General features: G+C 64.6%; 19 protein-coding genes. 6 read left to right on the forward strand and 13 right to left on the reverse strand.

Going from position 1 to position 22482, the window contains the following annotated elements; translation table 11 throughout:
• The first annotated feature begins 5 nt into the window (after positions 1–5).
• Positions 6–1268 (forward strand): DUF418 domain-containing protein, encoded by a 1263-nt coding sequence (locus D4Q51_RS03960; protein ID WP_240624552.1) that lies wholly within the window; start codon positions 6–8, stop codon positions 1266–1268.
• Here the strand turns inward: D4Q51_RS03960 and D4Q51_RS03965 are convergent.
• The 4 genes from D4Q51_RS03965 to D4Q51_RS03980 form a co-directional block, all read right to left on the reverse strand.
• Entirely contained in the window at positions 1231–2514 is a 1284-nt protein-coding gene (locus D4Q51_RS03965; protein WP_120076448.1) for a spinster family MFS transporter, read from the reverse strand. The two genes, D4Q51_RS03960 and D4Q51_RS03965, sit on opposite strands and share 38 nt — an antisense overlap.
• Before the next feature lie 81 nt (positions 2515–2595).
• A complete protein-coding gene (locus D4Q51_RS03970; protein ID WP_120076449.1) occupies positions 2596–2970 on the reverse strand; it encodes a hypothetical protein in 375 nt (124 codons plus the stop codon).
• Between the two features lie 14 nt (positions 2971–2984).
• On the reverse strand, positions 2985–3524 hold the full coding sequence (locus D4Q51_RS03975; RefSeq protein ID WP_120076450.1) for a hypothetical protein: 540 nt from the start codon (positions 3522–3524) through the stop codon (positions 2985–2987).
• A gap of 25 nt (positions 3525–3549) precedes the next feature.
• On the reverse strand, positions 3550–4185 hold the full coding sequence (locus D4Q51_RS03980) for a GbsR/MarR family transcriptional regulator (RefSeq protein WP_240624553.1): 636 nt from the start codon (positions 4183–4185) through the stop codon (positions 3550–3552).
• A 49-nt stretch (positions 4186–4234) separates the two neighbouring features.
• Here D4Q51_RS03980 and D4Q51_RS03985 point away from each other — a divergent pair, with 49 nt between their 5' ends.
• Positions 4235–5587, forward strand: coding sequence for an FAD-binding oxidoreductase (locus tag D4Q51_RS03985; protein ID WP_120076451.1), 1353 nt, complete (start codon positions 4235–4237; stop codon positions 5585–5587).
• Positions 5588–5590: 3 nt separating this feature from the next.
• On the opposite strand, the gene D4Q51_RS03990 is transcribed toward D4Q51_RS03985, so the two are convergent.
• The 3 genes from D4Q51_RS03990 to D4Q51_RS04000 all read right to left on the reverse strand — a co-directional run bounded on the left by D4Q51_RS03990 (position 5591) and on the right by D4Q51_RS04000 (position 8359).
• Positions 5591–6229: a CoA transferase subunit B gene (locus D4Q51_RS03990; protein ID WP_120076452.1), complete on the reverse strand. Its 639-nt coding sequence runs from the start codon at positions 6227–6229 to the stop codon at positions 5591–5593.
• 38 nt (positions 6230–6267) lie between these two features.
• Positions 6268–7536 (reverse strand): HAD family hydrolase, encoded by a 1269-nt coding sequence (locus D4Q51_RS03995; protein ID WP_120076453.1) that lies wholly within the window; start codon positions 7534–7536, stop codon positions 6268–6270.
• Positions 7537–7639: 103 nt separating this feature from the next.
• The gene (locus D4Q51_RS04000; RefSeq protein WP_120076454.1) at positions 7640–8359 is read right to left on the reverse strand and encodes a CoA transferase subunit A; all 720 of its coding nucleotides are present in this window, start codon (positions 8357–8359) and stop codon (positions 7640–7642) included.
• A gap of 476 nt (positions 8360–8835) precedes the next feature.
• On the opposite strand from D4Q51_RS04000, the gene D4Q51_RS04005 reads away from it, so the two are divergent.
• A complete protein-coding gene (locus D4Q51_RS04005) occupies positions 8836–11142 on the forward strand; it encodes a CDC48 family AAA ATPase (RefSeq protein WP_120076455.1) in 2307 nt (768 codons plus the stop codon).
• On the opposite strand, the gene D4Q51_RS04010 is transcribed toward D4Q51_RS04005, so the two are convergent.
• Positions 11139–12251 (reverse strand): mechanosensitive ion channel family protein, encoded by a 1113-nt coding sequence (locus D4Q51_RS04010; protein WP_120076456.1) that lies wholly within the window; start codon positions 12249–12251, stop codon positions 11139–11141. The two genes, D4Q51_RS04005 and D4Q51_RS04010, sit on opposite strands and share 4 nt — an antisense overlap.
• On the reverse strand, positions 12251–15085 hold the full coding sequence (gene polA / locus D4Q51_RS04015; protein ID WP_120076457.1) for a DNA polymerase I: 2835 nt from the start codon (positions 15083–15085) through the stop codon (positions 12251–12253). Before polA ends, D4Q51_RS04010 begins: the two co-directional genes overlap by 1 nt.
• Before the next feature lie 204 nt (positions 15086–15289).
• Between polA and D4Q51_RS04020 the strand changes: the two genes are divergently transcribed.
• Positions 15290–15553 (forward strand): hypothetical protein, encoded by a 264-nt coding sequence (locus tag D4Q51_RS04020; protein WP_120076458.1) that lies wholly within the window; start codon positions 15290–15292, stop codon positions 15551–15553.
• Positions 15554–15643: 90 nt separating this feature from the next.
• Here the strand turns inward: D4Q51_RS04020 and D4Q51_RS04025 are convergent, their stop codons facing one another.
• The 3 genes from D4Q51_RS04025 to D4Q51_RS04035 form a co-directional block, all read right to left on the reverse strand.
• Positions 15644–16708, reverse strand: a complete 1065-nt coding sequence (locus tag D4Q51_RS04025) for a serine hydrolase (protein ID WP_120076459.1) — start codon at positions 16706–16708, stop codon at positions 15644–15646.
• A gap of 135 nt (positions 16709–16843) precedes the next feature.
• Positions 16844–17251 (reverse strand): baeRF12 domain-containing protein, encoded by a 408-nt coding sequence (locus D4Q51_RS04030; RefSeq protein ID WP_120076460.1) that lies wholly within the window; start codon positions 17249–17251, stop codon positions 16844–16846.
• Between the two features lie 87 nt (positions 17252–17338).
• On the reverse strand, positions 17339–18133 hold the full coding sequence (locus D4Q51_RS04035; protein WP_120076461.1) for a class I SAM-dependent methyltransferase: 795 nt from the start codon (positions 18131–18133) through the stop codon (positions 17339–17341).
• A gap of 161 nt (positions 18134–18294) precedes the next feature.
• Here D4Q51_RS04035 and D4Q51_RS04040 point away from each other — a divergent pair, with 161 nt between their 5' ends.
• Positions 18295–20574, forward strand: coding sequence for a DUF305 domain-containing protein (locus tag D4Q51_RS04040; RefSeq protein WP_120076462.1), 2280 nt, complete (start codon positions 18295–18297; stop codon positions 20572–20574).
• A 48-nt stretch (positions 20575–20622) separates the two neighbouring features.
• Here D4Q51_RS04040 and D4Q51_RS04045 read toward each other — a convergent pair whose 3' ends face one another.
• A complete protein-coding gene (locus tag D4Q51_RS04045; RefSeq protein WP_120076463.1) occupies positions 20623–21948 on the reverse strand; it encodes an APC family permease in 1326 nt (441 codons plus the stop codon).
• A gap of 146 nt (positions 21949–22094) precedes the next feature.
• On the opposite strand from D4Q51_RS04045, the gene D4Q51_RS15625 reads away from it, so the two are divergent.
• Complete coding sequence (locus D4Q51_RS15625; protein WP_162925126.1) at positions 22095–22454, forward strand: hypothetical protein; 360 nt, start codon at positions 22095–22097, stop codon at positions 22452–22454.
• Positions 22455–22482 lie beyond the last annotated feature (28 nt).

A 22482-nucleotide genomic window follows, 5' to 3' on the forward strand; every position in this document is an offset into this window, starting at 1 on the left:
ACGGCGTGAGCGTTTCGGGCACCGCCCTTACCGCCGCGCCTTCGTCCAAAAGGCGCATCACCGCGCTCGACGCATTGCGAGGTGTGGCGGTCATCGGCATCGTGCCAATGAACGTCATCGCCTTCTCGATGCCCGCCAATGCCTATCTGAACCCGCGCGTATGGGGAGGCACTGATCCGCTGGAAGTGGCGATGTGGGCGATCAGCTTCGTCCTTGTCGAAGACAAGTTCCGCGCGCTTTTCGCGATGATGTTCGGCGCAGGGATAGCCATCCTGCTCGGCAAGGCCAGCGACCACCCGCTGCGCGCCCACTACGCCCGCATGGTGGTGCTGCTGGCCATCGGCCTCGCGCACGCCGTGGTGCTGGCCAACAACGACGTGCTGCGCATCTACGCCACCTGCGGACTGCTGCTGCCGCTGGCGGTGAACTGGCCGGTCAGGCGCCTACTGTGGGCGGCTGGCCTGCTGATCGCCGGGCAACTCGCGGTGTCGGGCTACTTCGCCTGGGGCTGGCTGGATTACTGGTACCAGCGGGTGAGTGGCCTGACGTTCGATCTTGCGCCGCTGGACTTGGCGGAGCGCACATACGGCGGCCATCCCGATACCACCGCTGCTTCTCTGGCTCGCGGGCAGGAGGGGCTGGGCGAGCGACTGGTGCGGCGCGTGTCCGATCCGATGCTGCAAGTCCGCTTCATCGTCGCCTCCATTCCATCGGCGCTCGCCTCCATGCTGCTGGGCGTGGCGCTTTGGCGCGGCGGCCTGCTGGCAGGCGAGTGGGAGCCACGGCGCGCCCTGCGGTTGGCGCGTGCCTGCTGTGTGGTGAGCGTGCCTGTGCTAATCGCCCTGGCGGCGTGGTCGATCCTTTCCGGCTTCGACCCCATCGTCACCGCGGCCAACGCGCTCGTTTGGTCCGCCCCGTTCGATATCATGCTGGGCACCGGTTACGCCGCGCTCGCCATGGCGCTGTTCGGCGGCGCGCTGAGAGACCATCGTGCCACCCGCCTGCTGGCCGCCGCCGGGCGCATGGCGCTGACGAACTACCTCGCTACCAGCGTGATTTTCGCCGCGCTGTTCGCGGGCTGGGGCCTCGGCCTGTTCGGAGAGGTGTCGCGCGGCGAGGCGCTGCTCCTCGCGCTCATTCCCATCGCTGCCATGCTGACATGGTCTTTCCCGTGGCTCGCCCGTTTCCGGCAGGGTCCTGCGGAATGGGCATGGCGCAGCCTCGCCAGCCTCAAGCGCCTTCCGATACGGCGGGAACGGGCACCCTGACCCGCTCCATGTCGCCCGCCAGCTTGCGCGCGGCGAGGAAATAGTGCGCCGATGCCCAGACGTAGGCGAGGCCGGTGATCGCCATTGCCGTCGCCAGCCCGCGCGCGGGGCCTTGCGAGATGGCGAAGCTGTCGCTCATCCAGCCCAACAGCAGCGGACCCAGCCCGCCCGCAATGCCATAGACCACGTTGAGCAGCGCCACGGTGGTGGCGCGCATGCGCGGGTGCATCAGGTTCTGGATGGTGGCGAAGGTGATGCCGAGATAGCCGAAGTTGAGGAACGTCGCGATCCCCACCAGCGCCAGCAGCAGGATGAGGCTCTCCTGCCAGATGGCGAGCGCGTAGATCGGACCGCCCACCAGCAGCATAACCGCCGGAATCAGGGCATAGGCCGCCGGGTTGCCCGGCCCCCAACGGTCCCCCATCCACCCGCAGGCCACGACGGACAGCGCGGCGGGCAGGCTGGCGATAAGCCCGGTGTAAAGCCCGGCCTCTCCCAGCGCGAGATCGAACTCGCGGATCATCAGCGAGGTGAAGAAGTAATTGAGGCCGAAGCCGAACATCGCGGCGAGGGCAGAGCCGATCACGAGGTTGCGCGCGCTCGGCAGCACGAACAGCCGATAGAGCACGGCGGAGATCGGCGGCACCTCGTCCCCCGCGCCCGGATCGTGCTGGCCGCGCCGCGGCTCCGCCACGAAAAGGAAGGCGATCACCGATAGGATCAGGCCCGGCACGGCGGCGATCAGGAAGGTCATGCGCCAGTCAAACTCCTGCGCGATCCACCCGCCACCTACGAAGCCGACGAAGGCCCCTACCGGCGGTGCCAGCATCAGCACGGAGAGCGCGAGGCCCCGCTTCGTGGCCGGGAAATAGTCCGCCAGCACCGACTGGTTGCCGGGCAGACCGAACGCTTCGCCAAGCCCCACGCCCACTCGGGCCACAAGCAACTGCGCCCAACTTCCCGCCAGTCCGCAGGCGGCGGTGGCGACGGACCAGACGGCGGTACCGAGCGAGATGAGGGTGAGGCGGCGCTTGCGCTCCGCCAGCCGCGCGGCGGCGATGCCCACGCCGATGTACATGAGCGCAAAGGCCATGCCCATCAGCGAGACCTGCGTGTCCGACAGGCCGAACTCGGCCTTCACCGGCTCCACCAGCACGTTCACCACGATGCGGTCGATAAAGCCCACGGTACTCACCCCGGTCAGGACGACCAGTGCCAGCCACGGCGATGTGCTGCGTGATTTCATGTCCTCTCCCCGCAAAGAGGCATAAACGAAAACGGCGGCCCCGCAATGGAGCCGCCATTTCAACGCGGTGGAGTTTGCCCGTCAGGCGATCTTCGCGCCGTGGTTCTCGCGCACCCAGCGGCCCACCTTGCGGCCGTAGCGGGCGATCATCTGCATGTTGAAGAAGTGCCAGCAGCCCAGCACCAGTACGGCAAGACCCACCTTGGTGGCGACGAAGCGGATGGCTTCGGCTAGCGTCGTCGGCTCGCTGCCGAGGCTGATGGTCAGCAGGATGAAGCCGACGTTGACGAGGTAGAACCCCACCACCAGCAGGTGATTGGTGCTGCGCGCCAGCACCTCGTCGTGGCCGAAGCAGTCGACCAGGAACACCTCCCCGTTGACGCTCAGCGTGCGCGCCACCCAGCCGGTGAGGGCAATGGCGATGAAGAGATAGGCGAAATAGCTCAGTTCGGTCATCGTGCTTCTCCTGCTCAGTAAATCATGTCGTGGTAGGGGTTGGTGGGTGGATCCGGATCGTCGCCACGAGACGGGCGGACCAGGGCATCGCGATGACGTCCCCAAACGCATCCGCTAGCCAATCCAGCCAAAAGGCCGTGGATGGTGGCGAGCGTAGCAAGTCCGAAACTTCCGGTGCTGCTCCAGCAGTAACCAAAGGCAATCAACGGCCCGAGTGCTCCGAATATTTTCATGTAGACGCTAACGCGCTCTCGATTTAGCCGCTTGAGCGCCCAAGTGATTGGCGCGCCAACGAAAAGCATGGCGAACAAGGTAATTTCTGCGGCTGTCAAGAACGGTGCGAGACTGAACAGTGCCATTCCGAAGCCGACACCTGTTTCGCCCTGCGCGATACCGCTGAACAACAAGACAGGGGCTGCGACGAAAAGAAAGAAGGCGCTACCCGCAAGCCCACCAAAGGCGACTGTCAGCGTGAGCGCGAAGAGGTCTGCAAGGAGGTTGCTATCGGGAATTTCTGTAGAATCAGAAATCTCTCTGCGTGGATCGGCAGTCATGGCAGTTGATCCTTCCTGGCTGGAGTTACTTGCCTGTCTGATTTCGGGTGGGAATGAACCGCGCGACCTTGCTGCCCAGTTTCATCAGTGAGACGAGCGTGCCCTTGGGCAGCTTGCGCACATCGTCGAACCAGCCGGTCAGCGTACCCATGAATTCGTGCATGCGCCCGATGCGCTGGGCGATGTGCGGGGGCACGTCCTTGCGGCCTTCGAGCCTGGCCGACAGGTCCGACAGCACTTGCAGCGTGGGGTCGATCTCGCGCTTCTTGCGCTCCACCGTGATGCGCATCAGCATTTCCCACAGGTCCGTTTCGGCCACGAAATGATCGCGCCGGTCGCCGATCACGTGCTGGCGGCGCACGATGCCGTAGCCCTGCAATTCCTTCAGCGCGGTGGAGACATTGGATCGGGCGAGGCCCAGCGTGTCGCAGATTTCCTCTGCATGGAGCGGCCGGTCGCTGAGATAGAGCAGCGCGTGGACCTGGCTGACCGAGCGGTTCACCCCCCAGTGCGAACCCATCTCTCCCCAGTGGAGGATGAACTGTTCAGCTTCTGGAATATCGGTGACTTTCACGGCTTCCGACTCGCATTCCTCAATTTCTGTAATTTCAGAAATAGCAGCAAGAGCGGACCAGTCAAGCCGCCTTGCATTGTCCGCCATGCGGGTGCGATAGTGTGGAAGGTCGCGCAGCATCAAAGGGGGAAGCTGGATGACCATTACCGATTTCGCCGGAACGATCGTCAACCGCGAGGATGAGGATTTCGAGACCGCCCGTTTTGGCTGGAACGGCATGATCGACCGCAAGCCCGCGATGATCGCGCGCTGCGCCAGCACGGCAGACGTAGCGGCGGCGGTTCGCCATGCGGCGGCGAGCGACCTGACAGCGGTCGCGCGGTGCGGCGGGCACTCGGTTTCGGGAGCGTCGCTGCCGCAGGACGGGTTGCTGGTGGACCTCTCTGGCCTAAAGGACATCAGCGTAGATCCCGCAACGCGCATTGCGCGTGTCGGTGGCGGGGTGCTGCTGGGCGAACTCGATGCTGCCTTGCAGGCGCATGGCCTCGCCGTGACGGCGGGGGGCGAACCGGAAACGGGCGTGGGGGGGCTGACGCTGGGCGGTGGGATCGGTTTCCTCGCCCGCAAGCTGGGCCTGACCATCGACAGCCTCGTGGGGGCCGAAGTCGTATTGGCAGACGGCTCCGTGGTCGAAGCGACCGACGACGATCACCCCGACCTCTTCTGGGCCCTGCGCGGCGGAGGCGGGCAGTTTGGCATTGTCACCCGTTTCGATTTCCTCGCGACACCCGTGGGGCCGGAAGTGGTGGTGGCGCAGGCCTTCTACCCGCTGGACAAGGCGCGCGAAGTGATGCGCTTCGTTCGCGAATTCATGCATGACGCGCCGGACGACCTGACCATGGTGCCGGTTTTCATGACGATGCCGCCGGTCGATCCGTTCCCGGCAGAGTGGCAGGGCAAGCACACCGTCGCGATCATCGCCTGTCACGCGGGCGAGCAGGAGGAGGCCCAAGCGCAGGTGCAGCCGATGCTGGAACTGGGCGACATGATCCTCGGCTTCGTCGCCCCGCAGCCCTACGTCGAATTTCAGAAGACCTTCGGCGGGGCCTCCCCCCACGGCGGGCGCTATTACTGGAAGTCGATCTTCGTGGACGACCTCAGCGATGAACTGACCGACGTGCTGGTGGAGGGCCTGACATCGCTGCCGGGCGAATACTCGCAGATCTTCATGGAAACGCTGGGCGGCGCGGTCGCGCGGGTAGGGGTGGAGGACACCGCGTTCGCCAATCGCAAGGCGCGCTACAACCTCGGAATTTCCGCCGGATGGTCAGACCCCGCCCGCGATGCCGAGATCATGGGCGCGGCGCGGGCGACCTACGACAGGCTGAAGCGGTTTTCCGACGGCACGGTCTACCTGAACTACCTCGACCGCGACGAGCTGGGGCGCGCAAAGGAAGGCTTCGGCCCCAACTTCGCGCGCCTGCAGCAGGTTAAGCAGCAGTACGACCCCGACAACGTGTTCGGCGGCGTGCTGGGCGGTGCCGGCTGAACTCTAGTCGGTGACGAAGTGGGCGGTGGTCTTCTCGGCCACTTCCTCCGCCGTCACGCCGGGAGCCAGCTCGACCAGCTTGAACGGGCTGTCATGGTCCGGGCGCTGGAACACGGCGAGGTCGGTGATGATCATGTCGACCACGTTGGTACCCGTCAGCGGCAGGGTGCATTCGGGGATGAACTTGGGATCGCCGTGCTTGGAGGTGTGCTCCATCACGACGATGATCTTCTTCACGCCCGCGACGAGGTCCATCGCGCCGCCCATGCCTTTCACCATCTTGCCCGGAATCATCCAGTTGGCGATGTCGCCGTTCTCGGCCACTTCCATCGCGCCCAGCACGGTGAGGTCGATATGGCCGCCGCGGATCATCGAGAAACTGGTGGCGCTGTCGAAATAGGCGGAGTGCGGCAGCTCACTGATGGTCTGCTTGCCGGCGTTGATCAGGTCGGCATCTTCCTCGCCTTCGTACGGGAAGGGACCGATGCCGAGCATCCCGTTCTCGCTCTGCAAGGTTACCTGCATGCCTTCGGGGATGTGGTTCGCCACGAGCGTGGGAATCCCGATGCCGAGATTGACGTAAAAGCCGTCCTCCAGCTCGTTCGCAGCGCGGGCGGCCATTTCGTCACGGGTCCAGGGCATTTGGATGTTCTCCTTGGAGGAATGGGGTGGGGCGGAGGTTATCCGCCGACAGGGTTTTCGATCAGGAACCAGCCGTTGCCGAGCAACAGCTCGAGATTGCGGGCATCGCCTGGCTCCCGGATGAAGTTGTAGAGGTCGTCGAAGTCCGAACGCTCGTCTCCGGCCAGTGCAATCACGCACTGGGTCTGCGCCAGCGCCGCGCGGCGGGCCTGCTTGGTCTCGCCCGGATAGCGTTCGACGTAAATGGAATCCTCGGCATCCGGATCGAGGCCGGAGGCGACGAGGCGATCACGAATGGCGCGCGCGTCGATCGGACCGCGATCGGTGATCCAGGCGATCTGCACGTCGCGTAGGCGAAGTTCCGCCAGGATGCGGGCCAGATCGGTGTTCACCCGCAACGGGCCGACAATCGGCACCAGCTCGCCTTGCGGGTCGAGATCGATCACCACGGTCGGCGCATTGCCTTCGCAATCGCGCCGTACGGGTTGCAGGCTGGTGGGATCGGCCAGCATAGCGGAGGGAAGCGGGACGCCTTCGCCAAGCGTGCGCAGGGCGTAGCTGCGCAGGCTGCCATAACCGCGGAGGTCCGCGCCCGCCTGAGCGCTGCTCGTTGCGGCTGGAGCGGGCGGTTCGGCGGCGGATGCAGCGGGGCTTGCAGATGCGGCCAGTGCGCTTGAGGCAGGCTCGTCGCTACGCTCGGGCATCATCGTTGCCGATGCATCGGATGCTGCGGGTTCCGTCTGTGCCGGTGCAGGGCGCGCGGGCGCCAGGCTGGCGGCCACTTCGCGCGCAGCCGCCCAGGCGTCTGATACGGCGCTATCCGTAGCCGGTTCGCGAGCGGGCGCTTCTGCCGCAGGCATGGCTGCGGCGCCCGATGCCGTTGGAAGGGTCGGCGCGGATGTTACAGTCGGCGCGGAAGCGGCGCGGCTTTCGTCCAGCGTGGAGACGACGACGGGTTCTGCCGGGCGGGCCGCCAGAGATGCCTGCTGCTGCGATGTTGACGGGCCGGTTGCCGGTGTCGATGCCGCGGTGCTGGCAGGCGGGGTGGCCGTGCGCAGCGGCTCGGAAGGCTGGGCGGAAGCCAGTGCGGGCGTCGGGGTAGGGGCAGGCGCAGATGTCGGGGCCGGAGTCGGGGCAGGCGGAGGAACCACGGCAACCTGCTCGCGCCGATCCGCGCGGGCGTCGTCCGAAACCGTGTCGCGCACCAGCGCCCCGCCGCCTGCAACGATGGGGATTGCCGCCGCCGCGATGCAGCCTTGCAGCGCGACGGAGGAAAGGCCGAGAAGCAACAGGTTACGAAAGGTCATCGGTTCTCAAATCCTGCAATGTTTCCACTGCGTTGGTATTGCATGGGCGCTGCATGTCGAGGCCTTTTGCAGCTCCGCGCCGCTAAGCCCTCTCAGCCGCGCGTCAGGCGTTCTCGCGCTGCCGCGTGGTGACGAATTCGATCTTCTTGTCGTAAGGCGCGCCCACCACCATGCGGTTGATGAAGACGCCGGGCAGGTGAATGCAATCGGGGTCGAGCGAACCCGCTGGTACCACTTCTTCCACTTCGGCCACGCAGATCTTGCCGCAGGTGGCGGCGGGCTGGTTGAAATTGCGCGCGGTCTTGCGGAACACCAGGTTGCCGGTCTCGTCGGCCTTCCATGCCTTGATGATCGAAAGATCGGCGAAGATGCCTTTTTCGAGGATGTAGTCCTCCGGCCCGTCTCCGGTGTCGAACTGCTTCACTTCCTTGCCTTCGGCCACCTGGGTGCCGACGCCGGTCTTGGTGTAGAAGCCGGGAATGCCGGCCCCACCTGCGCGCATGCGCTCGGCCAAGGTGCCTTGCGGGCAGAATTCCACTTCCAGCTCGCCGGAGAGGAATTGCCGTTCGAACTCCTTGTTCTCGCCCACATAGCTGGAGATCATCTTCTTCACCTGCTTGGAACGCAGCAGCATGCCGATGCCCTCGTTGTCGATCCCGGCGTTGTTGCTGGCGAAGGTCAGGTTCTTCACGCCCGAATCCTGGATCGCTTTCAGCAGGCGTTCGGGAATACCGCACAGGCCAAAGCCGCCGCTGGCGATCAGCATGTCGTCCCGCAGCACGCCTTCCAGGGCGGCTTTGGCGGAAGGATAGAGTTTCTGCATGGCGGCTCCTCGTCTCAGGTTCGGTCTGTCTGGTGTCGTGTGAAACTGTAGCGTGAGGCATTAGAACCCCGCGGCGGTCATGTCACCAGCAGAGGCTCCCTATACCGCGCCGCGCAAAAATGCGCCCCAAAAGATGAATCACCATTCAATTTTGTGATCTGCTGACAAGCGTGTCAGCCGAAAAACTTCGCAAATACAAAAGCCGGAGGCTTGAGTTGCATCCCATGCAACATGCTGTGCTCTTTTCGCACTTGCGAGATGGGGCGGATTCGAACATATCTCTCCCTGCCTTTCAGGCATCCTCTCCCAAAACTTCCAAGGCCCGGTCGGCAACGACCGGGCCTTTTTTCTTGGCCCATCCGATCGCGCCTCCGCGGTCGCATTTTCGGCACGTTTCCTCTTCCGGCAGGTTTGCAATAGAGGCGGGCGCTTCCTAATTCCGCCGGACAACAGGATTCCAAGAGGAAACGACAGGCATGGCCGAAGCGGATGCAGCGAAAGTCGAAGAAGGCACGGTAAGGCTGCAGGTAGCCGCCGCCAGGCAGGAGGAATCGGGACGCGGCGTCGTGCGAATGCCGCGCAGCGCTTTCCAGAAGCTTGGCATTACCGAGGGCGATGCGGTCGAGATCGAGGGCAAGCGCTCTACCCTTGCCGTGGCCGTTCCCAGCTATGACGAGGACGAGGCGCTCGACGTGATTCGTCTCGACGGCCTGCAGCGCGGCAATGCCGAAACGTCGAGCGGTGAACACGTGCTGGTGCGCCGCGCCGAGACCAAGCCCGCCACCCGCGTCGTCTTCGCGCCCGCGCGCCGCGAAATGCGCCTGCACGGCCCGAGCGAGGCGCTGAAGCGCGTGTTCTTCAAGCAGCCGCTGACCACTGGTGACCTTGTCGCCACCCACGGCCAGCAGCCGGTTCAGAACGTGCCGCCCGAAGTGCGCCGCATGTTCAACGCGCCCGCCTACGCGCTGACGCAAATTCGCCTGCAGGTTGTCTCCACCAGCCCCAAGGGCTTCGTCCATATCGACGAGAATACAGAGGTGGAGCTGCGCACCGAGTTCGAGGAGCCGCGCGATGCCCGCGGGCTCATCAACTACGATGACGTCGGCGGCATGGAAGAAACCATCAAGGCCCTGCGCGAGATGGTGGAACTGCCGCTGCGCTATCCCGAACTGTTCACCCGCCTCGGCGTCGACCCGCCCAAGGGCGTGCTGCTGCACGGCCCGCCCGGCACCGGCAAGACCCGGCTGGCGCAGGCGGTGGCGAACGAATCGGACGCCGAATTCTTCACCATCAACGGCCCGGAAATCATGGGCAGCGCCTATGGCGAATCGGAAAAGCGCCTGCGCGAGGTGTTCGAGGAGGCCGAGCGCAGCCAGCCCGCCATCGTCTTCATTGACGAGATCGATTCGATAGCTCCCAAGCGCGAGCGGGTGCAGGGAGAGGCGGAAAAGCGCCTGGTTGCCCAATTGCTGACCCTGATGGACGGCCTGCAGGCCCGCTCCAACCTTGTCGTGATCGCCGCCACCAACCGGCCCGACGCCATTGACGAGGCGCTGCGCCGTCCCGGCCGTTTCGACCGCGAGATCGTGATCGGCGTACCCGACGAGAGCGGCAGGCGCGAGATCCTCGCCATTCACACCCGCGGAATGCCGCTGGGCGAAGGCGTGGACCTTGGCGAGCTGTCGCGCTCAACTCACGGCTTCGTCGGCGCGGACATTGCGGCGCTGGCACGTGAAGCCGCGATCGAGGCGGTGCGCCGCATCATGCCGCGGCTCGATTTGGACGCGCGCGAAATCCCTGCCGAGGTGCTGGAGGAACTCTGCGTCGAGAAGCAGGACTTCCGCGAGGCGCTGAAGCGCGTGCAGCCGAGCGCCATGCGCGAGGTGATGGTGCAGGCCCCGACGGTGGGCTGGGAAGACCTGGGCGGCCTGGACGAGGCCATCTCCTCGCTCAAGGAAGGCGTCGAACTGCCGCTGAAGAATCCGCGCGCGTTCGAATCGCTGGGGATTCGCCCGGCCAAGGGTTTCCTGCTCTACGGCCCTCCCGGAACCGGCAAGACCCTGCTCGCCAAGGCCGTGGCGAAGGAGGCGGAGGCGAACTTCATCTCGATCAAGTCGAGCGACCTGCTTTCCAAGTGGTACGGCGAGAGCGAGCAGCAGATTGCCAAGATGTTTGCCCGCGCCCGTGCGGTGGCGCCGTGCGTGATCTTCATCGACGAGATCGACTCACTGGTCCCCGCACGCGGTTCATCGATGAACGAACCGCAGGTAACTGCGCGCGTGGTGAATACGATCCTCGCCGAAATGGATGGGATGGAGGAGTTGTCCTCCATCGTGGTGATCGGCGCGACCAACCGTCCTACGCTGGTGGACCCCGCATTGCTGCGACCGGGGCGGTTCGACGAACTGGTCTATGTCGGCGCGCCCGATCAGGCTGGCCGCGAACACATCCTCAAGATCCACACGTCTGCCATGCCGATGGCCGACGACGTGGACCTTTCGGCAGTGGCGAAAGAAGCGGAACGCTTCACCGGCGCCGACTTGGAGGACGTCGTACGCCGCGCCGGTCTCAACGCCATCCGCCGCACGCAAGGTTCGCCTGATGCGGTGACGAAGGCCGACTTCGAGCAGGCGCTGAAGGATTCGCGTCCCACCGTCACGCCGCAGATGGAAACCGAGTACCGGAAGATGAAAGGCGAGCTGAAGAAGCGGGCGCTGGAGGTGAACCCCATCGGCTTCATCACCGAAGGGATGGTGGAGAGCACGCGCGACTCCAAACACTAGTCGCGGTTCGAGGTCTTCCCCGGCTCGCCTGCCTCCCAAATCGCCTCGGAAGCTGAAGCGACGCGGCGCATGGCGATGGCTTCGGGCATGTTCTCGCGGATGAAGGCAAGCATACCTTCGCGGATCTGGCATCGCAGGTCGAAGGCGCTCGATGCGTCTCTGGCACTCATGAGGAGGCGCAGTTCCATCGAATCGAGCGTCGTTTCGGTGACCTGCGCGGCTTTCACGCGCTTGTCCCAGTTCCCGTTCGCCTCGACCTGCCGTTCGAACTCCGCGCGCAGGCGGTCCACGTCGGCCAGCGGGTCGAGGTGCAGGAAGACCGTGCCAAGCAGCTCGGAGCCCTTGCGCGTCCAGTTCTGGAAGGTCTCCTCCAGGAACTTGTTCACCGGGACCACCAGCCGCCGCTCGTCCCATATGCGGACCACGACATAGGTCGTGCGGATATCCTCGATCTTGCCCCATTCCCCGTCGACGATGACAACGTCGTCGATGCGGATGGGTTCGGTCAGCGCCATTTGCAGGCCACCGATCAGCGCCTTCAGCGCGGGCTGGGCAGCGGCGCCCACGGCCAGCGCGGCAAGACCGGCGGAAGCCATCAGTGTCACCCCGATATCGCGCACGCCGGGGATGGATAGCAACATCAGGCCGATGGTAATGAAGACGATCACGAAAGTGCCAATACGGCTGAAAATGGCGAGCCGGGTGCGGCGGCGGCGGGCGGAAAGGTTGTCCGCCACGTCGATATCGGCGCGCAGTTCCATCGCCGCCACCAGCGCGCGCATGATGGCGAGTGCGATCCAGCCGATCAGCGCGGGCATCACGAAGCCGGCGATCTTTTCCCACCCCGCCTCCAGCGCGGGCACCTCCCGCGCGGCAAGGACGATTCCAAGCGCCACCATTGCCCACTTGCTGGGACGAGCGAGATGGCGGACCACGATGTTGTCGGCGGTACTGTCGCTGGAACTGGCGATCTTTCGCAGTACGCGAAAGATCACGTAGTGGACGACCAGCGCCAGCAGCACGCCTAACCCGGCGGCGAGCGCCGCGACAAACCACGTCTCCCAGCCATCGGGAATGGCCTCGCGTATCGGGTCCAGCCAGCCTGCCATCAGTGCGCCGCGTCCCAGCTTGCCCCGGTGCCGATCTCGATTCCCAGCGGCACGCTGAGCTCGACGGCGGGCAGGGCGGCTTCGGCCATGACTTTCTCGATCACCGGAGAGGCGGCTTCCACGTCGCTTTCCGGCAGTTCGAACACCAGTTCGTCATGCACCTGCAACAGCATCCGCACATCCGGCAGACCCGCCTCGGCAAGCGCAGGCAGCATCCGGGCCATGGCGCGCTTGATGATATCGGCGCTGGTGCCCTGAATTGGCGCGTTGATCGCGGCGCGCTCGCTGCCCTGCCGCTCCGCCTGGTTCTTGGAATTGATGCGCGGGAACCACGTTTTCCGCCCGAACAGCGTCTCCGAATAGCCCTTGGCGCGCACGGTCTCCAGCGTCTGGTGAATGTAGTTCTGGATGCCGGGGAAGCGCTTGAAATAGGTGTCGATCACTTCCTGCGCCTCGTCCGGCTCCACGCCCAAGCGGCCCGCAAGGCCCCAGCGCGAAATCCCGTAGAGGATGGCGAAGTTGATGGTCTTGGCCTTCGCGCGAGTATCGCGGTCGACCTCACCGTACATTTCCTTCGCGGTGCGCGCGTGGATGTCCTCGCCCGCTTCGAACGCTTCTCTCAATTGCGGCACGTCGGCCATGTGCGCGGCGAGGCGCAGTTCGATCTGGCTGTAGTCCGCCGCCAGCAGCACGTTGCCTTCATCGGGGACGAAGGCCTTGCGGATCTCGCGCCCGATCTCGGTGCGGATGGGAATGTTCTGCAGGTTGGGATCGGTGGAGGACAGGCGCCCGGTCTGCGCGCCGACCAGCGAATAACTGGTGTGAACGCGGCTGGTGTTGGGATTGATCGCCTGCTGCAATGCGTCGGTATAGGTGGACTTCAGCTTGGATAGCTGGCGGTATTCCAGCACCTTGTCGGCAATGGTCGCGCCCTGCTGCGAAAGCTTCTCCAGCACCGACTGGTCGGTGGAATACTGGCCGCTCTTGCCCTTCTTGCCGCCCTTGTAGCCCATTTTCTCGAACAGGACGTCACCCAGTTGCTTGGGGCTGCCGATGGTGAATTCCTCGCCCGCTTCGGCGTGGATTTCCTTCTCGATGCGCGCGGTTGTCTCGGCGAACTGTTCTGACAGGCGCGAGAGCGCGGCGCGGTCCACCTTGATGCCTTCGCGCTCCATGCCAGCCACCACCGGGATAAGCGGCCGGTCCACTCGCTCGTAGATGCGTGTAGCGCCTTCCAGCGGCAGACGACGGTGGAGGTGCTGGTAGAGCCGCCAGGTCACGTCCGCGTCCTCCGCCGCGTATTCCGTGGCCTTGTCCAGCGGCACCTGGCCGAAGGGGATCGCTTTCTTGCCGGTGCCGCAGATGTCCTTGAACTTGAGGCAGGAGTGGCCGAGGTGGCGCTCGGCAAGCTCGTCCATCCCGTGCCCGCCGCCGATGCCGCTTTCCTCGCGGCCCGCGTCCATCGCGAAGCTGATCACCATGGTATCGTGGATCGGCGCGACGTGGATGCCGTGGCGGGCCAGCACGTTGAGGTCGTACTTGATGTTCTGGCCGACCTTCAGCACCGCGTCGCTTTCCAGCAGCGGCTTGATCGCGGCGAGCGCGGTCTCCCGCGCGATCTGTGCCGGTTTCTCGTCGAACATGTCGCCGGTGCCGTGGGCGAGCGGTACGTAGCAGGCATCGTTCGGCCCGACCGCGAGACTGAAGCCGACAAGGTCGCACAGCATGCAATCGAGATCGCTCGTCTCGGTATCGAAGGCCACCAGCCGTGCGGCAAAGGCGCGCTCGATCCAGTGCTCCAGCCGTTCCAGCGACTGCACGCATTCGTAAGTGCTGCGATCGACGTCCGGCCATTCGGGCAGCGGCTGGCTGTTGCCATCGGGCGAGGGATCGGCGCCCTTGTTGTCGGCCTTGGCGGGGTTGAGGTCGTTGGGCTTGTCCGGGCTGCCGGTCCCGGCGTCGAGGCGGCGCAGCAGGCTGGCGAAGCCGTGCGTCTCGAGGAATTTCGCCAGCGGTTCGGGCGGCACGCCCTCGAGCCTGAAATCCTCCAGCGGCTGCGGAAGCGCGCAATCCTCCTTCAGCGTCACCAGTACGCGGCTGAGTTCGGCATCGGCGCGATGCTCGATCAGGCGTTCCTTCAGCTTGGACTTCTTCATGCCCTCCGCGGCATCGAGAGCGGCGGTCAGGTCGCCGTGCTCGGCGATCAGCTTGCTCGCGGTCTTGGGGCCGACGCCGAAGATGCCGGGGATATTGTCAACCGAATCGCCCATCAGCGCGAGAACGTCTCCCACCTTCTCGGGGGGCACGCCGAATTTCTCCTCGACTTCCTCGATATAGATGCGCGCGTTCTTCATCGTGTCGAGCATGTCGATGCGGGCGCCGTCGACTTCGCCCACCAGCTGCATCAGGTCCTTGTCGCTGGAGACGATCGTCACGTCCCACCCCTCCCGCTGCGCGGCGCGGGCGTAGGTGGCGATCATGTCGTCCGCCTCCACGTCCGGTTCCTCGATGCAGGGCAGGCTGAAAGCGCGGGTGGCATCGCGAATCAGCGGGAACTGCGGCACCAGGTCTTCCGGCGGATCTGGCCTGTGCGCCTTGTATTCGCTGTAAATCTCATTGCGGAAGCTCTGGCTCGACTTGTCGAGAATCACTGCGAGGTGCGTGGGGCCGTCCGCCTTGTCGAGATCCTCCGCCAGCTTCCACAGCATCGTGGTGTAGCCATAGACCGCGCCGACCGGGGTTCCTTCGGGATTCGTAAGCGGCGGCAGGCGGTGGTAAGCGCGGAAAATATAGGCCGAACCATCGACCAGGTAGAGATGCTGTTTTTCGGCCATTTGCGCCTGCTAGCACGCCCTTCTTCCGCCTGTAAGCACCAAACATCCTGCCTTATTCTCGCCCTCGCTTCGCCGCATTGTTGCCACATTATGCTTGCGCGGGTCGAAATGTGGCATTATTTAGGCATCAGAGCCGGGGGGAAACCGGCTTCGGGACAGGCGACACGCCTTTTCCAACTTTATGCAATTCAAGGATTTATACCTATGCGTAAGATCGCTCTCGTCGCTGCCGCTGCTGCTGGCGCCCTGACCCTGGCCGCTTGCTCGGAAGGCACCGAAGACGCCGCAGAAGCCACCGCTGAAAGCGCTGCCGCCGACACCGAAGCCAACATGGAAGCCATGGAAGAAGGCGCTGAAGAAGCCACCATGGAAGCCGAAGCTACCATGGAAGAAGGCATGGCCGAAGCTGGTGCCGAAATGGAAGAAGCCGGCGCCGAAATGCAGGAAGAAGCTGCCGAAGCCGAGTAATCGGTCCGCAGCCTTCCAGGCTTACAGAACAAAGGGCGTGGCCAGCGACGGCCGCGCCCTTTTTCTTTGTCCGTCTGATTATCGGCTAAATCAGCGCGCCGCAGCAGCCGACTGGTGCTGCGCGCTGGCATACTGGCGCGCATCGGCACGTTCGGCATAGCCATCGTAAAGCGCACGGGCGATCGAGGCGATGCGGGCATCGCGCAACCGCCGCGCTTCGGACTTGTTGGCGTTCTCGTGCGCCTGCGAGGCGCTCTGCCCGGTGACGAAGATTGCCATGGCAATCGCGCGGCCATCAGGCATTTCAACAATGCCGATGTCGCCCGCCATGCGATTGAGCGTTCCGGTCTTGTGTGACACCGTGACGCCTGCAGGCATCATTCCGCGGATACGATTGCGACCGGTGCGGGTGCGCTCCATCGCGTTGAGGATCACGTCGCGGCTCTCCGCGCTCAGCCATTCGCCCTGGTAGATGCCCGCCAGCAACCGGACCATCGTTTCCGGCGTCGCGGCATCGCGCGGGTCGATGTGATATGTGGGGTCGAACTCGCCGTCGTCGCGCACGAGCGTGGCGATATCGCGGTCGAGGCTGAAACCGGAGAGACCTGCGCGGCGCGCCCAGTCGTTCACCGCAGCAGGACCGCCGACCGCTGCCAACAGGGCATCGGTCGCGGGATTGGAACTGCGGGTGATCATCAGGTCGATAAGCTGGCTCGCGGGCAGGTATTCGCCTTCGCGAACCGGCGCGACGCGGGTGGAGAAACGCTGGGAGCGCACGGCCCACAGCAGCGGGAACTCGCTCGTCAGGCTCCAGCGGCCCTGGTCAACGCCTTCAAGGAAAGTCGCGGCAATGGCGATCTTGCTGGTGGAGGCCATGGGGAACAACTGGTCCCCCAGCACCGATACCTGCTCGCCCGTTGCGAGATCGATCGCGGCAACGCCGATGCGCCCGTCACGGCCATTGGCGATCTGAGCAATTCGCCGCTCCAGCGGACTATCCGGGTCGGCAACGAATTGCTCGGGCTCGCGAACTTCGGTGCCGAAGGCTGAGTCGAACGCGCTTTCAAGGTCCTGCGCCTGGGCCGGCGCGCTTGCGAATGGAGCCAGTGCCAGCGCCAGCGGCGCAACAATACGAGTAAGAGCCGATCTGTTCATATGCCTCACGCTGCCAGAAACGTGCTTATCAATTGCTTAATAACACAACTTCTGGCCAATCCCGCGCGATGAATCGCACGGGATTGGCGACGTGATGAGCAGCATAGCCTGAATGCGGCGCAAAAAAGGCGGCAATCAGGCGTTGGCGAGCACCTTCTCGATGCGATCGAGCGGTTCGTGCGTCAGCGCCTTGTCCAGTTCACCCACCAGCCGCTTTTCCAGTTCGACGTGATAGTGACGGCGCATTTCGCCAAGCGTCTTGGGATCTGCGATCACCACAAGTTCCTCGAATTCGCCCGCAATGGCCTTGCTGTTGAGCCACTCCGCTGCGGCAGCACCATGGGCCAGTTCGTTGAGATCGGTGTTGCCGCTCATCTGACTGGCGCTGTCCTGGTGCTTCACGCCGGCACTGAAATTGGTAGCATCGAGATCGGGTTCGGCCACCTTGGAAAGCTTTGGCTCGAAAATCTGGCCGTCGTTACGCAGCAGCACGAAACGCTCTCCATCGACCAGCGCGACATGGGCCTTGTGCGGAACTTTCATCTTGGGTTCTCTCCTGCCAATTGGTGTTCTCTCAAAGCAACGGGCAGCGAAGCGATTGGTGCCCCGGAAAGGGCACCGAAATCGGTGCTATTCCGGCTTTCTCAGGCGCCAGGTGAACTGGTCCGTCTGGCCACGGATGGAATCGTCGAAGACGTTGGCGGTGCGCGGGTCGTCGGGCCGGGCGTAAAGGTCTGATTCCTCTTCCAGTTCGAAGCCCACGCCCGTCAGCGCGTCCAGCGCCAGTTGCCTGTCCATGCGGTGCACGGTGTTGGCCGCTTCGACCCCGCCGCCTTCTGCCGCGAGGTGATCCACCACCACCAGCGTGCCGCCGGGCTTCAGGGAATCGTACAGCATCTGCACCGCCTCTTCTGCCGTGCCCTCCGGGAAATCGGTCAGGTAGAGGTCGTGAAAGTTCATCACCGTGATGATGGTGTCGAGCGGCTCGGGCCAGCCCGGCTCTGCAATCGGGCCTCGCAACGGGACAACGTTGACCGGGTTACCCTCGCTATCGGCGTAGGGCGCCACGGCGGCATCCTGCTCGTCCGCGTATTCGGGACGGAAGGCGATGAACTCCTCCGGCTGGAAGGCATAGACCTTGCCATTCGCGCCCACGGCGGTGGCCAGCAGGCGCGTGAGGTAGCCCCCGCCCATGATGTAGTCGCCGACGACTTCGCCCTTGTCGATCTGGGCGAAGGCCAGCAACTCAGCGGGCTGCCGGGTTTCGTCGTACTGGCGATCGTCCATGCGCGCGATGTCGTTGACGGCCTGCATGTACTGCCGCGCGGAATAGTTCGCGCTTTCGCTTTCGACAGTCTCCGTCTCGCTGCCGCAGGCCGCAAGGCCGATCAGCAGGGCACCCGCAATGATGGCGCTGCGCATCATGAAATCTCCCCTCGTTGCTCCGGTCGAAGAAGCTATCGTCATGGCTCGTGCCTCGCAAGCGGCACCCGCAACCGCGCATGAGCCAATGTCCACGCTTGACGTGAGCGGGCTTTCCGGGCCCTATAGGTGCGAATGAAACCAGTCCCGGGAATCGCATTTACATGAACAATCGCAACCGCTTCGCTGCGGGCGTCTCGCTCGCTGCCCTCCTGCTTGCCGGCGCCACCAGCGTTGCTGCACAGGACGTGTCCATCGTGCAGCCCGGACCCATCGGGGCAGAACCGCGCACGCTGAGCGAGGAGGAAGCGACGCAGCTTGCCCGCAACGGCTATTCCCCGGCGGACGTCGCCTTCATGCAGGGCATGATCGTGCACCACCAGCAGGCTGTCGACATGGCGGCGCTGGTGCAGGAGCGTACCAACACGCCAGAAGTGCTGGCAGTGGCGCGCCGGATCGATGCCTCACAGAAGGACGAGATGGATTTCATGCGCGGCTGGCTCACCGATCGCGGTGAACTGGTGGAAATGGCAGGTATGGGCCACGCCGGCCATTCCGGCATGGAAGGCATGGCAACGCCCGAGCAGATGGAAGCGCTGGCCGCCGCGCGCGGCACCAATTTCGATCGCTACTTCCTCGAGTTGATGGTCCGCCACCACCAGGGTGCAATCACCATGGTGAATGAACTGCACAACCAGCGCGGCACGGCGGCGGACCCGGTGATGTACGAATTCACCAGCGAAGTGGTGAACGACCAGAACGCCGAGATCGAGCGGATGAACGCTTTCCTCGTCAGCCTGTCCGACGATCCTCGCGCCACGCTGGCCGCGGGCGTGTTCGATGCGGGCGAAGCGATCAGCAACCTTCGCCACGTCGCTTTCCTGCGCAAGCCCGCGGGCTTCTTCGATCCGGAAAATCCGGCTGACCTGCGCCCGCGCATCGACACCGATGAAGACGAGGCCGAAACCGCCGAAGAAGCCGGCGAAATGGACCATTCCCAGCACGCCGGGCATGGGGGTCATGCGATGGCATCTTCCGATCCGCGCGATGATGGCGAAGAGGAAGCCGAGCCCCGCTTCGCAGAGCGCGGCGGCCTGCTGGACTTCGCCAACACGGACATCGCCTTCTCAGGCGACCTGATGGTGGCGGGCAACTATCACGGGTTCAACGCCTATCGCCTGGGCGCGGACGGTGTGCCGCAGCTGGTCAGCTCGGTGGTCTGCCCCGGCGGGCAGGGCGACGTGTCCATCGCGGGCGACCTGCTTATCATGAGCGTCGAGGAAACCCGCGGTCGCACTGATTGCGGCCTGGAGGGCGTGACCGACCGCGTGAGCGAAGAGCGTTTCCGCGGCCTTCGCATTTTCGACATTTCAGATGTCACCCGCCCGCGCCAGGTCGGCCAGGTGCAGACCTGCCGTGGCAGTCACACCCACTCCATCGTCACCGAGACCGACACCAGCCTGATCGTCTACAACTCGGGCACTGGTTCCGTGCGCGAGACCGAGGAGCTGGAATTCTGCATCGGCGATGTTCCGGGCGACGATCGCACCGCGCTGTTCAGCATCGACGTGATCGAAATCCCGCTCGCCAATCCGGGGGAGGCGCGCATCGTCTCCAGCCCGCGCGTGTTCGCCGATCCCGAAACGGGGCGCCTTGCCGGCCTGTGGCTGGGCGGTGACCACGGCGACCAGACGCAGGACACCCGCCGCACCGACCAGTGCCACGACATCACCGTGTTCCCGGCGCGCAACATCGCGGCGGGGGCTTGCTCGGGCAACGGCATCATCTTCGACATTTCCGACCCGATGAACCCTGTGCGCATGGACGAGGTGGTCGACCCCGGCTTCGCCTACTGGCACTCGGCCACGTTCAACAACACCGGCGACATCGTGCTGTTCACTGACGAGTGGGGCGGCGGCGGTCGCCCGCGCTGTCAGGCCAGCGACCCGCGCGAATGGGGCGCCAACGCCTTCTACGCCATCGAGGACGGGGAACTGCAATATCGCGGCACCTTCAAGCTGCCCGCGCCGCAGGGCGAGACCGAGAACTGTGTCGCGCACAACGGCTCGATCATTCCGGTGCCGGGCCGCAACATCTTCGTCCAGGCATGGTACCAGGGCGGAGTTTCCGTGATCGACTTCACCGATCCGGCGAACCCCTACGAAATCGCCTATTTCGACCGTGGCCCGATCGACACGGACCAGCTCGTTACCGGCGGCTACTGGTCGGCTTATTGGTACAACGGTCGCATCTACGCGACCGAGATCGCACGCGGCATCGACGTTTTCGCACTGGAGCCGAGCGAACACCTGACCGCAGCCGAAATCGCGGCGGCAGAAGCTGCCAGCTTCCAGGACGGCGTGTTCAACCCGCAGACGCAGTTCCCCGTCACCTGGAGCGACGAGGTGCTGGAAGCGGTCGAGGAAAGCCGGATGGGTGGGTAACGTCCCGAACTGGATGGGGGCGGGCGAAACATCTTCCGCCCCCTTCTTCTAGGAAGCTGCTCGCGCCTGCGGAGCTTCGCGAATCTCGATAGGTTCCACGTCTCCGCCCTGGTGGCGTGCGAGCATGTAGACAAGTCCGCCCACCGCAAGGATACCGAGGGTGGGCAAGGCCGCACTAAGCGGCACCTGCGCCATCAGCCAGGCCTTGAAGGCGAGGGCAATCGCGACAATCACAGCCCAGCCAGCGCCCAGTTCGCTGCCCAGCCCGCCGGTATTGCGACGCCACATCGCCACGAAGGCGGCTATCGCCACAAGAATGACCAGCGTTTCGGTTGCCACCATGAGCACCGCCAGCGAGGCAAAAGTTCCGCTCAAGGCCAGGAAGGCGACGATTACGGCATAGACCGCGATGGCAAACCACGGGGTCTGGAAACGATCCGAGACACTGGCGAAGCGGGCCGGAAGCAAGCCCCGGCAGCCCATGCCGTAGAAGATGCGCGGCATTGTCACGAAGTAATTGAGCTGCCCGGTCCCGATGGAGAAGATCGCTGCCAGCGCGATCAGGATGCCGCCTGCGGGGCCGAAAACGGCTTCGCCTGCTGCGGCAAGCGGCCGGTCGGAATTCACGCCCTCGGGCGCGACTGCGACATAGGCCAGCAACACCAGCGCATAGAGAGCCGCGACGATTGCGAGATTGATATACATCGACCACATCACAGTGCGGTGCGGGTTTTTCGTTTCTCCCGCCGAGATCGTGGAAACGCCTCCGCCGGAGAACGCATAGGCCAGCAGCAGGGCGGTGGCCTCCACTTCACTGAATTGCGGTGCAACGTAAGTGTCGGGCAGTCCGTTGACCGCAAGCCCGACAAGGCAGAGCGCCAGGATCGGCGTCAGCTTCAGCACGGTGCCCACCCACAGCGCGCCGACGGACCGGCGCGTGCCTGAGATTGCCAGCAAGGTGAACAGGGCGATCAGCGCAAGGATGGTCGCCATGCGCAGCACCGGGTCGTCAAACACCGGGAAGACCGATGCAAGGTAGGACACGATGACGTGGAAGTTGGCCGCCCTCGCGGCAATGTTTGCGCCGAGGATGCACCAGCCGGCCTCGAATCCGGCGAAGCGTCCGAATGCCGTTTCGACATAGAGTTGCGGGCCGCCGGATTGGGAAAACAGCCCGCTCATCTTGCCGAAGACGGCGGCGAGCGATGCCGACAGCAGCGCAAAGGCGAGGATGGCCAGCGGCGCGAGGCTGCCAGCGCCCGCGTAGAGCAAGGCCGGCAAGGCGAAGATTCCGGCACCCACAACGCCGTTGAGATTGAGCAGCACGGCGCTGCCCAGCCCGATGACGCGCGGCGGCTTCCTTCGTGTGTCCATTCGCTGCCCCCCTGTGCCGGGGAGAGGACCGCAAGTTTCCAGTCGTGTCAAACGCAAACACCGGCGGGGCCGGTCAAACCGGCTTCATGCCCTTCGCAAGGAAGGCGTTGTCAGCCGCCTGGATGCACCATAGAGCGCCGGACGCAATGCCGCGCCAGTCAATCCTCCTGCAAGTCCTGCTGCTTGTTGCACTGGCAGTGCGCATATGCGTCGGTGCGCCGTGCTGCACCCGGGGAATGTCGCCCAGCGAGCCGGTGGCGCAAACCGGCCATCACCAGATGGCCGCTGCCCACGACCTGGCGCCTTCCGGCCACGGCGAACACGACAGCGACAATACCGCGAACCCGTGTTGCAGCGCCTGCGGGCCCACACTGCCACAGCAGCCGCTGATTCTGGCCAGAACCGCCGCTCCGGCTGGAGCTTTCGCCCTGGCACCGGAACACCCGGTACCCTCGCTGGAAGCGATCCGCGCCTACCAAGCCAGGGGGCCGCCCTCCCGCGTCTGAATCCAGCCAAATTCAGACAAATGGAGAT

Origin of the sequence: Aurantiacibacter odishensis (assembly GCF_003605195.1) — a bacterium.
Lineage (GTDB): Bacteria > Pseudomonadota > Alphaproteobacteria > Sphingomonadales > Sphingomonadaceae > Alteraurantiacibacter > Alteraurantiacibacter odishensis.

What these genes read in the sequence shown, in the direction of transcription:
- polA (WP_120076457.1), bottom strand. Translation starts at nt 15,085, where the DNA reads ATGGCCGAAAAACAGCATCTCTACCTGGTCGATGGTTCGGCCTATATT.
- D4Q51_RS03990 (WP_120076452.1), bottom strand. Translation starts at nt 6,229, where the DNA reads ATGCCCTGGACCCGTGACGAAATGGCCGCCCGCGCTGCGAACGAGCTG.
- D4Q51_RS03965 (WP_120076448.1), bottom strand. Translation starts at nt 2,514, where the DNA reads ATGAAATCACGCAGCACATCGCCGTGGCTGGCACTGGTCGTCCTGACC.
- D4Q51_RS04010 (WP_120076456.1), bottom strand. Translation starts at nt 12,251, where the DNA reads ATGGCAGGCTGGCTGGACCCGATACGCGAGGCCATTCCCGATGGCTGG.
- D4Q51_RS04020 (WP_120076458.1), top strand. Translation starts at nt 15,290, where the DNA reads ATGCGTAAGATCGCTCTCGTCGCTGCCGCTGCTGCTGGCGCCCTGACC.
- D4Q51_RS04005 (WP_120076455.1), top strand. Translation starts at nt 8,836, where the DNA reads ATGGCCGAAGCGGATGCAGCGAAAGTCGAAGAAGGCACGGTAAGGCTG.
- D4Q51_RS15625 (WP_162925126.1), top strand. Translation starts at nt 22,095, where the DNA reads ATGCCGCGCCAGTCAATCCTCCTGCAAGTCCTGCTGCTTGTTGCACTG.
- D4Q51_RS04035 (WP_120076461.1), bottom strand. Translation starts at nt 18,133, where the DNA reads ATGATGCGCAGCGCCATCATTGCGGGTGCCCTGCTGATCGGCCTTGCG.
- D4Q51_RS04025 (WP_120076459.1), bottom strand. Translation starts at nt 16,708, where the DNA reads ATGAACAGATCGGCTCTTACTCGTATTGTTGCGCCGCTGGCGCTGGCA.
- D4Q51_RS03985 (WP_120076451.1), top strand. Translation starts at nt 4,235, where the DNA reads ATGACCATTACCGATTTCGCCGGAACGATCGTCAACCGCGAGGATGAG.
- D4Q51_RS04000 (WP_120076454.1), bottom strand. Translation starts at nt 8,359, where the DNA reads ATGCAGAAACTCTATCCTTCCGCCAAAGCCGCCCTGGAAGGCGTGCTG.
- D4Q51_RS03970 (WP_120076449.1), bottom strand. Translation starts at nt 2,970, where the DNA reads ATGACCGAACTGAGCTATTTCGCCTATCTCTTCATCGCCATTGCCCTC.
- D4Q51_RS04045 (WP_120076463.1), bottom strand. Translation starts at nt 21,948, where the DNA reads ATGGACACACGAAGGAAGCCGCCGCGCGTCATCGGGCTGGGCAGCGCC.
- D4Q51_RS04040 (WP_120076462.1), top strand. Translation starts at nt 18,295, where the DNA reads ATGAACAATCGCAACCGCTTCGCTGCGGGCGTCTCGCTCGCTGCCCTC.
- D4Q51_RS03995 (WP_120076453.1), bottom strand. Translation starts at nt 7,536, where the DNA reads ATGACCTTTCGTAACCTGTTGCTTCTCGGCCTTTCCTCCGTCGCGCTG.
- D4Q51_RS04030 (WP_120076460.1), bottom strand. Translation starts at nt 17,251, where the DNA reads ATGAAAGTTCCGCACAAGGCCCATGTCGCGCTGGTCGATGGAGAGCGT.
- D4Q51_RS03975 (WP_120076450.1), bottom strand. Translation starts at nt 3,524, where the DNA reads ATGACTGCCGATCCACGCAGAGAGATTTCTGATTCTACAGAAATTCCC.
- D4Q51_RS03980 (WP_240624553.1), bottom strand. Translation starts at nt 4,185, where the DNA reads ATGGCGGACAATGCAAGGCGGCTTGACTGGTCCGCTCTTGCTGCTATT.